This is a genomic window from Paracoccus sp. R86501 (assembly GCF_042466435.1).
Lineage (GTDB): Bacteria > Pseudomonadota > Alphaproteobacteria > Rhodobacterales > Rhodobacteraceae > Paracoccus.
On the sequence record NZ_JAXHPZ010000001.1, the window covers coordinates 855,830 to 870,387 of the forward strand.

General features: G+C 63.8%; 13 protein-coding genes and 1 pseudogene. 10 read left to right on the forward strand and 4 right to left on the reverse strand.

What is annotated here, in order from left to right:
- The first annotated feature begins 117 nt into the window (after window positions 1-117).
- The 4 genes from rpoD (at window position 118) to SJY40_RS04275 (ending at window position 4,392) form a co-directional block, all read left to right on the forward strand.
- Entirely contained in the window at window positions 118-2,109 is a 1,992-nt protein-coding gene (gene rpoD / locus SJY40_RS04260) for an RNA polymerase sigma factor RpoD (RefSeq protein WP_378943132.1), read from the forward strand.
- The gene (locus SJY40_RS04265) at window positions 2,099-2,524 is read left to right on the forward strand and encodes a BLUF domain-containing protein (RefSeq protein ID WP_378943134.1); all 426 of its coding nucleotides are present in this window, start codon (window positions 2,099-2,101) and stop codon (window positions 2,522-2,524) included. Before rpoD ends, SJY40_RS04265 begins: the two co-directional genes overlap by 11 nt.
- A gap of 66 nt (window positions 2,525-2,590) precedes the next feature.
- Window positions 2,591-4,003 carry a DNA recombination protein RmuC gene (locus SJY40_RS04270; RefSeq protein ID WP_378943137.1) on the forward strand — a complete coding sequence of 471 codons (1,413 nt, stop codon included), beginning with the start codon at window positions 2,591-2,593 and terminating at the stop codon, window positions 4,001-4,003.
- On the forward strand, window positions 4,000-4,392 hold the full coding sequence (locus SJY40_RS04275) for a secondary thiamine-phosphate synthase enzyme YjbQ (protein WP_378943139.1): 393 nt from the start codon (window positions 4,000-4,002) through the stop codon (window positions 4,390-4,392). Before SJY40_RS04270 ends, SJY40_RS04275 begins: the two co-directional genes overlap by 4 nt.
- Here SJY40_RS04275 and SJY40_RS04280 read toward each other — a convergent pair.
- On the reverse strand, window positions 4,358-5,029 hold the full coding sequence (locus SJY40_RS04280; RefSeq protein WP_378943142.1) for an SDR family oxidoreductase: 672 nt from the start codon (window positions 5,027-5,029) through the stop codon (window positions 4,358-4,360). The genes SJY40_RS04275 and SJY40_RS04280 overlap by 35 nt on opposite strands.
- Before the next feature lie 163 nt (window positions 5,030-5,192).
- Here SJY40_RS04280 and nrdR point away from each other — a divergent pair, with 163 nt between their 5' ends.
- The gene (gene nrdR / locus SJY40_RS04285; protein ID WP_072296300.1) at window positions 5,193-5,663 is read left to right on the forward strand and encodes a transcriptional regulator NrdR; all 471 of its coding nucleotides are present in this window, start codon (window positions 5,193-5,195) and stop codon (window positions 5,661-5,663) included.
- Window positions 5,605-6,663, forward strand: coding sequence for a bifunctional diaminohydroxyphosphoribosylaminopyrimidine deaminase/5-amino-6-(5-phosphoribosylamino)uracil reductase RibD (ribD, locus tag SJY40_RS04290; RefSeq protein ID WP_378943144.1), 1,059 nt, complete (start codon window positions 5,605-5,607; stop codon window positions 6,661-6,663). Before nrdR ends, ribD begins: the two co-directional genes overlap by 59 nt.
- Here the strand turns inward: ribD and SJY40_RS04295 are convergent.
- From SJY40_RS04295 to SJY40_RS04305, 3 genes are all read right to left on the reverse strand, one after another.
- On the reverse strand, window positions 6,660-8,651 hold the full coding sequence (locus SJY40_RS04295) for a capsular polysaccharide biosynthesis protein (RefSeq protein WP_378943147.1): 1,992 nt from the start codon (window positions 8,649-8,651) through the stop codon (window positions 6,660-6,662). The two genes, ribD and SJY40_RS04295, sit on opposite strands and share 4 nt — an antisense overlap.
- A gap of 7 nt (window positions 8,652-8,658) precedes the next feature.
- Complete coding sequence (locus SJY40_RS04300; RefSeq protein ID WP_378943150.1) at window positions 8,659-9,735, reverse strand: polysaccharide biosynthesis/export family protein; 1,077 nt, start codon at window positions 9,733-9,735, stop codon at window positions 8,659-8,661.
- A 156-nt stretch (window positions 9,736-9,891) separates the two neighbouring features.
- A complete protein-coding gene (locus SJY40_RS04305; RefSeq protein WP_378948274.1) occupies window positions 9,892-11,220 on the reverse strand; it encodes a capsule biosynthesis protein in 1,329 nt (442 codons plus the stop codon).
- Window positions 11,221-11,487: 267 nt separating this feature from the next.
- On the opposite strand from SJY40_RS04305, the gene SJY40_RS04310 reads away from it, so the two are divergent.
- The 4 genes and pseudogenes from SJY40_RS04310 to nusB all read left to right on the forward strand — a co-directional run.
- A complete protein-coding gene (locus SJY40_RS04310) occupies window positions 11,488-12,081 on the forward strand; it encodes a riboflavin synthase (RefSeq protein WP_378943152.1) in 594 nt (197 codons plus the stop codon).
- Window positions 12,082-12,115: 34 nt separating this feature from the next.
- Window positions 12,116-13,234 carry a 3,4-dihydroxy-2-butanone-4-phosphate synthase gene (gene ribB / locus SJY40_RS04315; RefSeq protein ID WP_378943154.1) on the forward strand — a complete coding sequence of 373 codons (1,119 nt, stop codon included), beginning with the start codon at window positions 12,116-12,118 and terminating at the stop codon, window positions 13,232-13,234.
- Between the two features lie 3 nt (window positions 13,235-13,237).
- On the forward strand, window positions 13,238-13,783 hold the full coding sequence (locus SJY40_RS04320; protein ID WP_378943157.1) for a 6,7-dimethyl-8-ribityllumazine synthase: 546 nt from the start codon (window positions 13,238-13,240) through the stop codon (window positions 13,781-13,783).
- Window positions 13,780-14,256, forward strand: a pseudogene (gene nusB, locus SJY40_RS04325) (transcription antitermination factor NusB); the annotation flags it as partial. The gene SJY40_RS04320 and the pseudogene nusB, both read left to right, overlap by 4 nt.
- Between the last annotated feature and the right edge of the window lie 302 nt (window positions 14,257-14,558).

Below are 14,558 nucleotides of genomic sequence, written 5' to 3' on the forward strand. Positions count from 1 at the left end.
TCAGTGCGGACGGCCTTTGAATTGGCCGGGAACCGCGCTAGAAACGTTATAATTTTGCAGTGATTCGCCGCGATGGCCGAATTGCCTGCCCAAGACCGCGCCGAGAAGGAGCCCTGGATGGCCGCCAAGGACGACGACCACGACAAGACCGACAAGGACGACAACGCCCATTCGTTGGACATGAGCCAGGCAGCGGTCAAAAAGATGATCGCCGAGGCGCGCGAACGCGGTTACATCACCTATGATCAGCTGAACGCCGTCCTGCCGCCCGAGCAGGTCAGCAGCGAGCAGATCGAGGATGTGATGTCGATGCTGTCCGAGATGGGCATCAACGTCATCGAGGATGAAGAAGGCGCCGAGGAATCCGAAGGTGGGGCGATCGTCACCACCAACAACGGAAACCGCGAAGTCGCCGTCTCGACCTCCGAGACCGAAAAACTGGACCGCACCGACGACCCCGTCCGCATGTATCTGCGCGAGATGGGCAGCGTCGAGTTGTTGTCGCGCGAAGGCGAGATCGCCATTGCCAAGCGGATCGAGGCCGGTCGCAACACGATGATCGCCGGGCTGTGCGAAAGCCCGCTGACCTTCAAGGCCATCACGCTGTGGCGCGACGAGTTGCTGGATGAGGACATCCTGCTGCGCGACGTCATCGATCTGGAAACCACCTTCGGTCAGTCGATGGAAGGCGAGGAGGGCGATGAAGTCGTCGTTCCCGTGGCTGGCAGCGAAAGCACCGCCGGCACCGGCGCTGCCGAAACGACCAAGCGCGAAGAATACGACGCCGACGGCAACCCCCTGCGGACCGACGACGAGGACGACGAGGACGAAGGTGCCAACCTGTCGCTGTCCGCGATGGAGGCCAGCCTGAAGCCGCGCGTTCTGGAGACCTTGGAATCCATCGCGCTGTATTACGAGCGTCTGTCCGACATGCAGGATCTGCGCATGTCCGCGACCATGAACGAAGACGACAGCTTCTCGGCCACCGCGGAAACCGACTATCAGACACTGCGCAGTGAAATCGTCGTGCTGGTGAATTCGCTTCACCTGAACAATGGCCGGATCGAGGCGCTGGTCGACCAGCTTTACGGCATCAACCGCCGGATCGTTACCATCGACAGCGGCATGGTCAAACTGGCCGATGCTGCCCGCATCAACCGTCGCGAATTCATCGACTCGTATCGCGGCAGCGAGCTGGACCCGACCTGGGTGGACCGCATGGCTGCACAGGCTGGTCGTGGCTGGCAGGCGCTGTTTGATCGTTCGCGCGACAACGTCGAAAAACTGCGCAGCGACATGGCCGAAGTCGGTCAATATGTCGGCGTGGACATCGAAGAATTCCGCCGCATCGTGGCGCAGGTCCAGCGCGGCGAAAAGGAAGCCCGTCAGGCCAAGAAGGAAATGGTCGAGGCGAACCTTCGGCTGGTCATCTCGATCGCTAAGAAATACACGAACCGCGGCCTGCAATTCCTTGATCTTATTCAGGAAGGCAATATCGGCCTGATGAAGGCCGTGGACAAGTTCGAGTATCGTCGCGGTTACAAGTTCAGCACCTATGCGACATGGTGGATCCGTCAGGCGATCACGCGTTCGATCGCCGATCAGGCACGCACGATCCGTATCCCGGTCCATATGATCGAGACGATCAACAAGCTGGTCCGCACCGGACGCCAGATGCTGCACGAGATCGGCCGCGAGCCGACCCCGGAAGAACTGGCCGAAAAGCTGCAGATGCCGCTGGAGAAGGTTCGCAAGGTGATGAAGATCGCCAAGGAACCGATCAGCCTCGAAACCCCGATCGGGGACGAGGAAGACAGCCAGCTTGGCGATTTCATCGAGGACAAGAACGCCGTTCTGCCCTTGGACAGCGCCATTCAGGAAAACCTCAAGGAAACGACGACCCGCGTGTTGTCCAGCCTGACCCCGCGCGAAGAACGCGTTCTGCGGATGCGTTTCGGCATCGGCATGAACACCGACCACACGCTGGAGGAGGTCGGCCAGCAGTTCAGCGTTACCCGCGAACGTATCCGTCAGATCGAAGCAAAGGCGCTTCGCAAACTGAAGCATCCGTCGCGCAGCAGAAAGCTGCGGTCTTTCCTTGATCAATGAACTGAGAGAAGTCAACGGGCTGGGGTATTTCCTTTACCGCAGCACCGCCGCGCAACGGCTGAGCGGTGGCGACACGCAGGACATCTTGCGATCTGCGCGCCACCGCAATCAGGCGCTTGGCCTGACCGGCTGTCTGCATTTCGAGGACGGGATGTTCTTCCAGTGGCTGGAAGGCCCCAAGGAAGGACTGATCCAGGTCGTCGAACTTATCCTTGATGACGACCGTCACGAAGACATCACCATTCTGGATCAGGGCGCGCTGGATGTTCGCCGGTTCCAGGACTGGCGGATGCGGTTTTCGGACAAGGACCGCGCCTCGTTGATGGATTGGTTCGCCAGTTCGGGAAAATCCACGGTGCGCCCCAAGGATTACGCAGGGGCCGTCGTCGCCTTTCTGGTTTCGATCGCCATCTGACGGCCTCCCTTGCAGGCCGGGCACGAAAAGTGAACACTGTCCAAAATATCAAGGGACAGTGCGGCGATGCAGGGTTTGGACGACATGATCTGGTGGCAGGGCGGTCAGGCGCTGGCGTTTGCCTGCGTGGTTGCCGTGATTGCCATATTTGCTTGGTTCAGGTCTGCGGGACAGCTGCGCCGGTCCGCATCTGATCTGGCGGGGTTGCAAGGCCAGTTGCACCAGCGCGATGTCACCCTTGGCCAGCAACAGGCCCGCCAAGACCTGCTGGCCGACCGCCTGTCCCAGCTTGAGGAAGAGCGCGACGGTCTGACCGACGCGCTGCATCAGGCCCATCAATCCGCGAACCAGCTGGAAACGCGACTGGCGCAACATCGGCTGGGGGCCGAAAAGGACGCGGAAGCGGCGGCGCGTGAAATTGCGACGTTGAAAGAGCTGCGGGCCGAGATGACAGCCCAATTCAAGCTGCTGTCGGCGGAAACCTTGCGCACGCAGCAGGGTCAGATGCAGCAGGCGCAGAACGATCAGCTGAACGCGCTTCTGAACCCCTTCCGCGATCAGGTGAACCGTTTCCAGACGGAAATGCAGACGCGCAACAAGATATTGGATGAAGAATCTTCGCGACTGCGTGAACAGATCCTGTCGTTGCACAATCGCTCCGAACAGATCTCGCGCGAGGCGGTGAACCTGACGCGCGCGCTGAAGGGCGACAAGCAGCGGCAAGGAGCTTGGGGCGAGATGGTGCTGGAACGTATCCTGGAAGAATCCGGGCTGATGGACGGCACGCATTACGACCTGCAATCCAGTTGGCGCGATGATGACGGCAAGCTGTGGCGACCAGATGTCGTGGTCAAGATGCCGCGCGGCAAGGTCATGGTCATCGACAGCAAGGTGTCGCTGAACGATTACGAGGTCTCGGTCACGCATGACGACCCCGCCGAGGCGCAGGCGGCCCTGCGCCGCCATGTCGCCGCGATCCGGTCACATATCACCACGCTGTCTGGCAAGGGCTATCACCGGATGGACGATGCCTCGGTCGATTATGTGCTGATGTTCATTCCGATCGAAGGGGCGTTTTCCGACGCGCTGCGCGCCGACCCGACGCTGGCGTCCTTCGCGATGGAGGGGCGCGTGGGGCTGACGACGCCCACCACGCTGATGCTGACGCTGCGGACCATCGAACATATCTGGGCGGTCGAACGGCGCGAAAGCAACGCGATGGAGATCGCCCGCCGTGCCGGTCAACTCTATGACAAGGTTGCAGGCTTTCTCGATGCGATGGAGGGGGTTGGCAAGGCGCTGGATCAGGCCAACCGTGCGCATGGTCAGGCGATGGATCGTCTGTCGCGCGGGTCAGGCAACGTCATTCGTCAGGTCGAGATGTTGCGCGGACTTGGCGCGCGGACATCCAAACAGATCGCATTGGACCATGATCGCGGTGACGACGAAGCATTCATCGGACCCGAGGCTGCGGAATGATTACCGAATTCACCATCGACACCCAAGGCCCCGCCTGTCACGAATTCACGCGCGAGGCGACCAACTGGCTGCGGAACGCCGATGTCAGCGACGGCCTGCTGACGCTGATGGTGCGACATACCTCATGTTCGCTGCTGATCCAGGAAAACGCCGATCCCGATGTGCAGGTCAACCTGCTGGGATGGCTGGACCGGATTGCGCCGCCCGCCGATCATCCGTCGATGGGGTGGATTACGCATCGCTATGAAGGCCCCGACGACATGCCCGCGCATCTGAAGGCCTCGGTCCTGCCGGTCAGCCTACAGGTGCCGGTGTCGCAGGGGCGGATGATGCTGGGGCGATGTTCCAGCCGCTTTAGTTCTGCGGCATCAAGTATGTTTCGCGGATGACGGCACGGGCAGGCGCTTGGATCATGTGCATGACGGCATCGGCGACATCCTGCGCCTGCAGCTTGTCGGGGGCACCATCGTCGAAGAAGGCGGTGTTGACCATGCCCGGGGCCACGACCGAACAACGCCCACCCCATTCGCGCATCTCCTCGGCCAGGTTGCCTGCATAGCCGTGGACGAACCACTTGGTCGCCCCATAGATCGAGCCCGAAATATGCCTGCGTCCCGCCGCAGATCCCGTCAGCACCAGCGTGCCCTTGGTCTTGCGCAGTTCCGGCAGGGTGGCGCGGGCCGTCATGATGACGCCTATGATGTTCAGATCGACCATCCCCTTGATGTCGTCCAGATCGCCTGCCTCGGTGCCCGGTTTCGACAATCCGCGTCCGGCATTGGCAAAGGCTGCGTCGATGCCCCCGAAACGCTCGGCGGTCTGGGCGACCGCCTTGGTCAGTGCCTCCATGTCGGTTGCATCGCCCGTGGTAACCAGCGCCTTGTCGCCCAGTTCCTGCGCCAGCGCCGCCAGCTTGTCTTCGGACCGGGCGAAGAGGGCGACACTCCAGCCCGCTTCGACGGCGCTTCGCGCGGTGGCGGCGCCGATGCCGGAGGATGCGCCGGTGATGAACAGGGTCTTGGCCATTGTCTTTCCAATCTTATGAATTTCCGTGGAAAAGCTGCCCTCGAACGCGGCTTTCGCGTCACAGGTTCCGAAACCGCCATCTTGTGTGCGACGGATAACGCTACCCAAGCCCTGCCAAGATCCCTATAGTGGCTGCGGATTGCCGGATCGAAGGGACAACGGAATGCGCTGCCCGTTTTGCGGAAACGTGGATACTCAGGTCAAGGACTCGCGTCCGGCCGAAGACAATGTGGCGATCCGCCGACGCCGGTTCTGCCCGTCCTGCTCGGGGCGGTTCACCACCTATGAACGCGTTCAGCTGCGCGATCTGGTGGTCGTCAAATCCAACGGCAAGCGTGAGGATTTCGACCGCGACAAGATGGCCCGTTCCATCCGGATCGCCATGCAGAAGCGCCCGGTGGAACCCGAACGCATCGAACAGATGATCAGCGGCATCGTCCGCCGTCTGGAAAGCACCGGCGAAACCGACATTCCGTCCAAGGCCATCGGCGAGATCGTGATGGAGGCCCTGTCGCGCATCGACAACGTCGGCTATGTGCGTTTCGCCAGCGTCTACAAGAATTTCCAGGATGCGGATGACTTCGATAAATTCGTGTCCGAATTGCGCCCCGGCGCCACCAAGATTGACCTCTGATCCATCACGCGATGCCAGCCACATGGCCCATGCGCTGCGCCTTGCGCGGCGTGGGCTTGGCAATGTCTGGCCCAATCCCGCCGTCGGCTGCGTGCTGGTGCGCGATGGCCGCGTCGTAGGACGGGGCTGGACGCAGCCGGGCGGGCGGCCCCATGCCGAACGGATGGCGCTGGATCAGGCGGGCGATCTGGCGCGCGGTGCCACGGCCTATGTGACGCTGGAGCCCTGTGCCCACCACGGTCGAACGCCCCCCTGCGCCGAAGGGTTGGCAGCCTCGGGCGTGGCCCGCGTCGTGACCGCGCTGACCGATCCCGATCCGCGGGTCGCGGGCAAGGGGCACGCCATGCTGCGCGCGGCGGGGATCGCGCTGACCCAAGGCGTGCTGTCCGATCAGGCCGCCGAACTGCAGGCGGGTTTCCTCAGCCGGATCACCCGCGGGCGGCCCTTCCTGACGCTGAAGCTGGCCAGCAGCCTTGATGGCCGCATCGCCATGGCCAGCGGGGAAAGCCGCTGGATCACCGGGCCGGATGCGCGGGCGCATGTCCACGCGCTGCGGGCCCAGCATGACGCGGTGATGGTGGGCGGCATGACGGCCCGTGCTGACCTGCCGCAGCTGAACGTGCGCGGCATCCGGACGCCGCAGCAGCCGGTGCGCATCGTGGTCTCGGGTCAAGCCTTGCCCGCGCTTGCACCGCAAGACGAAAATCACGGGCCTTTGTGGCGCGTCGAAGGTCCGCCCGATCAGCTCATGGCCGATCTGGCCGGTCGCGGCATCACCCGCGTCTTCTGCGAGGGGGGCGGCCGCCTTGCTGCCAGCCTTTTGTCGGCGGGGCTGGTCGATCAGGTCATCGGCTATAGCGCAGGCCTGATGCTGGGGTCCGATGCGCGGCCTTTTGTCGGGCCGACCGGATGGGACCGTCTGGCCGATGCGCCGCGTTTCCGGCTGGTTGAAACCCGCACCATCGGTCCCGACCTTTTCCACCGCTGGCGGGCGATCTAGCGCCGCCAGATCCAGGCATGACCGGCCAGCGCACCCTGCATCTTTGCAAGCAGGCGCAGGCTGGGGGGCTGACCGCTGAGGCCGTCGCACAGGCGCCGGATCGCGACTTCGGGGGGGCAGGGCAGACCGGTCAGCGGGTCGCGATAGCGGGGATAGGCGATCAGGCAGGCATGGACCAGCGCCGCCAGATCGGGGCGTGCCTGCCTGCGGTCCGGAATGGGGCCAAGGTCGCGCGTCAGTCCCCACCCCGCATAAAAGGGCGCGCCAAGCGTCGTCACCGGCACCCCGCGCAACAATGCCTCGAACCCCAAAGTCGAGGTGATGGTCCAAACCTGATCCACATCTTCGATCAGCGCGATGGGGTCGGCGTGTAGCGCCACATGATCGGCGCCCCGAGCGTCGATCTTTCCGGGACGCAGCCCCGCCTCGACGTCGGGATGCGGCTTGTAGATGACGCATGCGTCGGGGTTTTCCACCCGCACGCGTTGCAGCAAGGCAAGGTTTGTGCGTTCCCGGCCCGCGCCCTTCAGGATCGACGCATCGTCTTCGACCTGTCCCGGCACCAGAATGCGCAGGCGGCCATCGCGGGGCGGCAGGTCAGTCGCGCCAGTCAGGTTGTATTTCGACAGGCGCGCGGCATTCAGGGATGCCATCAGACGCGTTGCCCGGTCCTGACCGCCGGGCGGGGGGCCTTGGGCGATCAGCTGTTCCAGACGCGACGGTGCGGTCGGATCGAAATAGATGCCGATGTCGTCCGCGACCACCGACAGCGGGGGCGTCAGCGCGGCACCAAGGCCGCGTGATCGCAGAAACCCATCCTCGACCCGGGTGGCTTGGGGGACGGCGGCGGCATGACCGGCCCATGCCAGTGTGACCTGCGCCGAAGGTTTCGCGGCAAAGCGCAACGGTGCTGCGTCACCAAATTCGCGCGCCATGAAGCGCCGCTTCCACAACCGCATTCCGTACGCCAGATGGCCTTGGCTATCCTGTCGAAAGGCGTGGACCTCGGCCTGCATCTGGTCCAGAGCGCCGTGGAAATCGGTCAGCCGGTCGCGGCAGGGATCGTACCACGTCGGGCCATTCAGGTGACTGGCGGCGAACAGCGCCTGTCGGGTGGCGGCCCCGCGACGCCCGGCAGGCAGGGGGAATTCATCGTGGCTGAGGCCCCAGCCTGCATAGAAGGGTTGGCCGAACAATCGCGGTCGATGACCCGCCAGCATCGCCTCGTACCCCAGTTGAGAGCTGACGGCATAGACCGCATCGGCGCTTTCGACCAACCGCCAAGGCGACACCGGCCCATCGCTGATCAGATCGCCGGGTCGCAGATCGTCCCGCCCCAGATGCCCCGCGCGCAAACCTGCGGCGGTTTCGGGATGCGTGCGGATGACGATGTGCTTGCCGGGGCTTTCGTCGCGCGCGGCTGTCAGCATCTGCAGGAACAGGTCGCGTCCCGCACCCTGCAGCGACGCGTCGCCGCGGGTCTGGTCGATAACCAGAACATAGCCCGCGGGCGGCGGAGCGAGGTCGGGGTCGTGCAGGTTGTATTTCGACAGATCCAGCGCCCGAAGCCGCGCCAGCGCCAGATCGGCCTGCGCGATCTGCGCAGAGGTCAGTGGTTGCCGCACCAGCTGTTCCAGACGCGACGGCTGCGAAGGATCGAAATGCAGTCCGACCGGGTCGATCAACAGGCCAATGGGTCCCCGCCGCGCCAGTCGCCCCTTGCTGCGCCCCGGCGGGATTGATCGCAGGAAGGCATCCTCGACCGTGATCAGGGGATTGCCGCGCCGTTCTGCGATGGCTTTGCCCCGCCATGCCGTCGGGCTGGCCCCCCAGATGCCAACGGGTTCGCCCGCGCGCGGCAGGCCGATGACGGGATGCCATCCGGCCAAACTCAGGATGCGCGCCAAGCGGGGGCGGTTCAGAAAGCCGAGATTGTAAATGCAAAGCCGCCGGGGGGTCCCGGCGGCTTTGAGGTCATTGTCCAGCATCGAAAGGTCAGTTGCCGATCGAGGTCAGGCTTTCAGCCGTCGCCGCACTGCCGGTCACTGCCGACAGGGTCTTCTGCCACTGCACATAGGGCGCCTCGGTGACATAGACGGTATCGCCGTCGCGGATGACGAAGTCGCGGGCCAGGAACAACCCGTTCGGACGCGTCAGGTCCAGCACATAGGCGAAGCGCTGCGAACCGATGACCGGCTTGCCCAGAACGCGACCCGCCACGGATTCGGGTTCGTCGCGCAGGATGAAGACACCCGTCGGATCGGCAAGGTTCGAATTCAGACCGCCGACCATGGCGATCGCCTCGGCCGCGTTGATGGTCTCATTGCCCAAGGGCACGCGGGTCTGGCCGCCCAGCGCGCCAAGTGCGGTGAAGTTGCGCTGGTCTTCCTCGACCACGATGAGGTCGCCCGGACGCAGCGCGATGTCGTTCGAGGGGCTGGAATAGAGGTCGGTCAGCCAGACGCGGCCGCTGTCATTGCCACGCTTGACGGTGACGACGGCGACCTCGGGGGGGATGGCGACGCCACCGGCGCGGGCCAGCATCGCCGACAGGCTGCGGGTCGGACGCTCGATCGGATAGACGCCCTGTGCGCTGACGCTGCCGACGACCGAAACCGTCGCGCCGTCGCCCGCCATCCGCTGGACCGTCACCTGCGGATCGGGGGTCTGCGCGGACAGGCGCTGGGTGATGTTCTGGCGCAGCTGATCGGGCGTGCTGCCTGCGGCGCGGACGCGGCCCGCATAGGGCACGAAGATATAGCCTGCGCTGTCGACCTGGATCTCGGTCAGCGTGGTCGAGCTGCTGCCAAGCGATGCCAGAAGGCCGTCATCGACGTTTTCCCAGATCGACAGGCCCAGAACGTCGCCTGCACGGATTTCATCCGCCCCGACCTGGCCGGCCGAACGGAAGCTGTTCGAAAAACCGTAGGACGGCGCAAAATTGGCGGCCCTGGTCACGTGATCGTTCACATAGATCACCTGAGTGTTGCCGCCGCGCTCGACCGCGCCATCAAAGATCTCGCTCTTGTTGGGGCCCGAACGCGGCAGCGCACAGGCCGAGACAAGTGTCATTGACGCAATCAGAAGCAGCCTTACCGGGGTCTTCAACCGAAACAAAACTGTCACCTCGCATACTCCTGTTAACCAGCTCCGGTCCTTGCTGACCGGTTTTGTCATCATTCTAGCGTTGCCAACCGCGACAAGCCATCGAATCTTGCCGCAACGGCGTCATCCGTCCCGGTCCCCAAGCTGCTGACGGGGAAGGGTTCGTCCCGATGCCAGCGCCTGATAGGGGTCTTCGGCCGACAGCATCATGTCGGCCACCTGCCGCAGGGCGTGGGCGCGCGACCTGCCTGCATAGTATCCGCCGGGCACCTGACTGGTCTGCAGCAGGTAATCGCGAAAGACCCGATAGGCCTGTGGATCGGGTGCATCGGGGGATCTCAGGAAATCGTCAAGTGTCTGTTCGGACACGAGCCCCGGTTTTTCATAAACCGCACGCCCAAGGGTCTTGACCGGTATCCCGCGCCACAATGCCTGTTGGGCCGCCGTGGAATTGACGGTCACGACGGCGCGGGCATGCGACAGGATCTCGGCCAGCTTGCCGCCGCGGATGTAATGGACGCGTTCCCCGATGCCTGCTTCTTCGGCGGCAGCGCGGATGGCCTTGCGGTTTCCGGCGCGCCCATCCTCCAGCGGGTGGGCCTTGAAGACCAGATGGTGGTGGCGGGGTGCCGAACGGGCAAAAGCCGCGACGACCTGCCGGATGAACTGCGCGTTCTTTGTGAAAGGCGAATGCCCCAGAAAGTTCGAATCGTGCTCCAGCTGCATCGGCACCAGCGCATAGGGAAAGCCCGACAGCCGCAGCCGCCGCCATTGGATCGCCCGCCCGATGTTATAGGCCGGCGCCAGCATGAAGCGGCGCAGGTTCAGCCGGAATTCCTGAACGACCGAAATGGCCCGATGCCCGTGATAGGCACGATAGCGCCCGTTCGCCACAAGGATCAGGAAGTGATAGAAGGCGCCATAGAACTTGTGCTGGCGCATGTCGCCCCAATGGGCGGGGGGGCGGCGTACTTCGTTGATCTGTTCGCGCAGGGCCGCGCGCATTTCATCCAGACCGATGCCCAGCAGCGCCGAATTGCCGTTCGACCCATGCCGTTCATAGGTGATCCAATAGGGGCGCAGATAGCCTTCCTCGAAGACGTGGAAACGGATGCCCTGCGCGGCTGCCTGCGACCGGGCCGTGTCGTGGATCGCGCGGACATCGCCGTAAAGCACGATGTCGGTGACGCCCTTGTCGGCGATCAGCGCGGCAAGATGGTCGGGCCATTCCAGCACGCTGCCTTCGTGGCGGATGAAATGCGGACGGTCTTTCCAGAAGAACTCATCCCCCGCATTGAAGCCGCAGCGCCAGACCTGTGCGCCCGCCGCGCGCAGCAGTCGCGCCAGCCGGTCGAAAAACGGACCATGCGGCCCCTGCAGCATCAGGAAAACACGCTGGTCTTCGTCGGGGTTGTTGGTGGGGGCTTCGGTGGGGGCGGGGGTCACATCCATGTCGCCCACCATATGTTCCGCCCCTGCGGGCGGATCGGTCCTGTCGGCGCTGACGGTCTGCGGATCATACCGGATCATACATGGGCAACTTGCGTAAACGTCGTATCCTCACCGATACGTTACATCATGGGATGCCACGAACGTCCCTGTCGTTCCAGCGATTTGTGCCGATGATGCAAATGCGAAGGGTTTGGTCGGCGCAGGCTTGGTCCTTGATCGGGCAGGGGGGATGGCCTAGGTCAAACGCAAAGACGGAAGGGTAAGGCTATGTTCACCGGGATCATCACGGATATCGGCATCGTCCGCGCGGTCGAGATGCGCGGCGACATGCGGGCGCGCATCGGATGCGGATACGACATGGCGGGTGTCAACATGGGCGCATCCATCGCATCGGACGGCGTCTGCCTGACGGTGGTGGCCAAGGGCGACGACTGGTACGATGTCAACATCTCGGCCGAGACGCTTTCCAAGACCAACATCGGCAGCAATGGCTGGCAGGTCGGCCAACGGCTGAACCTTGAACGCGCGCTGCGTGTGGGCGACGAACTGGGCGGCCATATCGTCAGCGGCCATGTCGATGGCGTCGCCCGCATCGTGGCGGCGGTGAACGACGGCGACAGCCTGCGCCTGACCTTCGAGGCACCGCCCGAACTGGCGCGTTTCGTGGCCCCCAAGGGCTCGGTCGCGCTGAACGGCACATCGCTGACCGTGAACGAGGTTGACGGCAACCGTTTCGGCATCAACCTGATCCCGCACACCCAGCAGGTCACGACCTGGGGTGATGCCGCGGAAGGGGATGCCGTGAACCTGGAAATCGATACGCTGGCCCGCTATGTCGCGCGGCTGGCAGAAGCCGGATAACAGCCCGCCGACAGGGCCATCAAAGGACAGCCAGATGCAATTCGAAGAACCCGGTCCGGTCGAAAGCGATCTGTCGGCGGTGATCGCCCCCACCGAGGAGATCATCAACGAAGCCCGCAACGGCCGCATGTTCATTCTGGTGGACCATGAGGACCGCGAGAACGAGGGTGATCTGGTCATCCCCGCGCAGATGGCCACGCCCGACGCCATCAACTTCATGGCCACGCACGGGCGCGGGTTGATCTGCCTGTCCCTGACCGCCGAACGCATCGAGGCGCTGGGCTTGACGCTGATGAGCCCCAAGAACTCCAGCCGCCACGAAACCGCCTTCACCGCATCCATCGAGGCGCGCGAAGGCGTGACAACCGGCATCAGCGCCCATGACCGTGCCCGTACCGTCAGCGTGGCCATAGATCCCGGCAAGGGCGCGACCGACATCGCCACGCCGGGCCATGTCTTTCCGCTGCGCGCCCGCGACGGCGGCGTGCTGGTCCGCGCAGGGCATACCGAAGCAGCGGTCGATATTTCGCGCTTGGCGGGACTGAACCCCTCGGGCGTCATCTGCGAGATCATGAATGACGACGGCAGCATGGCCCGTCTGCCCGACCTGATCGATTTCGCGAAACGCCATGATTTGAAGATCGGCACCATCAGCGATCTGATCCGCTATCGCCGTCGCCACGACAACCTGATCGTGGAACGCAGCCAGCAGCAGGTCACCTCGGCTTTCGGGGGTGATTGGACCATGCGGATCTTTGCCGATCAGACGCAGGGCACCGAACATATCGTGCTGACCAAAGGTGATGTCACGGGCGATCAGCCGGTTCTGGTTCGCATGCATGCGCTGGACCCGCTGCACGACGTGCTGGGGGTGGGGCGCGAAACGTCGGGCAGCATCGGCGCCGCCATGCAGGCCATCGCCGCGGAAGGTCGCGGTGCGGTTGTCCTGATCCGCGACCTCAGCCATGCTATCGTCGATGCGACCGAGGCCGGGCCCCACACCCTGCGGCAATACGGGCTGGGGGCGCAGATCCTGTCGGCGCTTGGCCTGTCGCAGCTGATCCTTTTGACCAATTCTGCGCCGGTGAAGGTGGTTGGGCTTGACGCCTACGGGCTTTCCATCCATTCCACCCGGCCTATCCCCAAGGATTGAGACATGGCCTCGAACACGCAACATCACGAATTGGCACTGCCGCAGTTTGACGCCCCCGTGCGGCTGCTGGCGGTCGTGTCGCCCTATTACAAGGACGTGACGGACGGGATGCTGGCCGGCGCGCGCGCAACCGCGCAGCAGGCAGGTGCCGTGTTCGACGTGATCGAAGTCCCGGGCGCGCTGGAGATTCCGACCGCGGTCGGCATGGCGGCACGCAGTGGTCACTATGACGGCTTCGTGGCGCTTGGCTGTGTCATCCGCGGGGAAACGACGCATTACGACACGGTCTGCAACGACAGCTCGCGTGGGCTGACATTGCTGGGGTTGCAGGGCGTCTGCGTCGGCAACGGCATCCTGACGGTCGAAAACCTGGGCCAGGCCCAGGTGCGTGCCGATCCGGATGGACAGAACAAGGGGGGCGGGGCGGCCGCAGCGGCGCTGCATCTGGTCGCACTGTCCCGTAAATGGGCAGGCGCGCGCAAGGATGCCGCCGCCCCGCATGATGTGATCCGCTTGGCGGGCGAGCTGGAAGGGCAAGGCAAAGCATGAGCGATATCGAACACGAGGGCGCGAAACGCCCCGACCGCCGGACGCTCAGCAGTGCGGCACGGCTTTACGCGGTTCAGGCGCTGTTCCAGATGGAGGCGATGGGCCAGGCTTCGGACCGGGTCACGCATGAATTCCGCAGCTATCGCATCGATTTCGAAGATCGCGACGGCCCCACCGCCCAAGCGGATGAGGAATTGTTCGAACGCATCGTCGATCACGCCGTGATGTGGCAGTCGCGCATCGACCAAGCGACCGACAAGGGGCTGGTGGCGAAATGGCCGATCGAACGCATCGACCCCGTCCTGCGCGCTGTCTTCCGCGCCGCCGGGGCCGAGCTGGTCCTGAACCGCGCACCTTTCCGCGTTGTCATCACTGAATATGTCCGTCTGACGCAGGCCTTCTTCGCCGAGGGCAAGGAATCCAAGTTCGTGAATGCCGTTCTGGACCATATGGCGCGCTCGCTTCAGCCCGAACTCATTCGACTGATCCGACCCGGGCGTCGAAAATTGCAGGTCCGGACCCGCCGTGGTCCGGGCCTTTTTTCTTGCCTTTCGGTTCGGATCGCCCAATCTGACCACAAAGCCTGCACATTTGACCCGTGACACCGCTACAAGATGACGTCGCGACCGTGGTATCTGTGCAACAATCACACTGCCGTCAGCGCATTGAAACATTGCCTAAGATTTGAACAGTCACGGGGATGTTTCAGGCAGCATGTGACGTAAGGTCACTCCCGTCACGACGCCTTGGGACGATTTAGGCCTGCACATGCGTC

Coding starts and splice junctions, on each gene's coding strand:
- rpoD (WP_378943132.1), top strand. CDS start 118: ATGGCCGCCAAGGACGACGACCACGACAAGACCGACAAGGACGACAAC.
- SJY40_RS04270 (WP_378943137.1), top strand. CDS start 2,591: ATGCAGGGTTTGGACGACATGATCTGGTGGCAGGGCGGTCAGGCGCTG.
- SJY40_RS04275 (WP_378943139.1), top strand. CDS start 4,000: ATGATTACCGAATTCACCATCGACACCCAAGGCCCCGCCTGTCACGAA.
- SJY40_RS04280 (WP_378943142.1), bottom strand. CDS start 5,029: ATGGCCAAGACCCTGTTCATCACCGGCGCATCCTCCGGCATCGGCGCC.
- nrdR (WP_072296300.1), top strand. CDS start 5,193: ATGCGCTGCCCGTTTTGCGGAAACGTGGATACTCAGGTCAAGGACTCG.
- ribD (WP_378943144.1), top strand. CDS start 5,605: ATGACTTCGATAAATTCGTGTCCGAATTGCGCCCCGGCGCCACCAAGA.
- SJY40_RS04295 (WP_378943147.1), bottom strand. CDS start 8,651: ATGCTGGACAATGACCTCAAAGCCGCCGGGACCCCCCGGCGGCTTTGC.
- SJY40_RS04300 (WP_378943150.1), bottom strand. CDS start 9,735: ATGACACTTGTCTCGGCCTGTGCGCTGCCGCGTTCGGGCCCCAACAAG.
- SJY40_RS04305 (WP_378948274.1), bottom strand. CDS start 11,220: ATGGATGTGACCCCCGCCCCCACCGAAGCCCCCACCAACAACCCCGAC.
- SJY40_RS04310 (WP_378943152.1), top strand. CDS start 11,488: ATGTTCACCGGGATCATCACGGATATCGGCATCGTCCGCGCGGTCGAG.
- ribB (WP_378943154.1), top strand. CDS start 12,116: ATGCAATTCGAAGAACCCGGTCCGGTCGAAAGCGATCTGTCGGCGGTG.
- SJY40_RS04320 (WP_378943157.1), top strand. CDS start 13,238: ATGGCCTCGAACACGCAACATCACGAATTGGCACTGCCGCAGTTTGAC.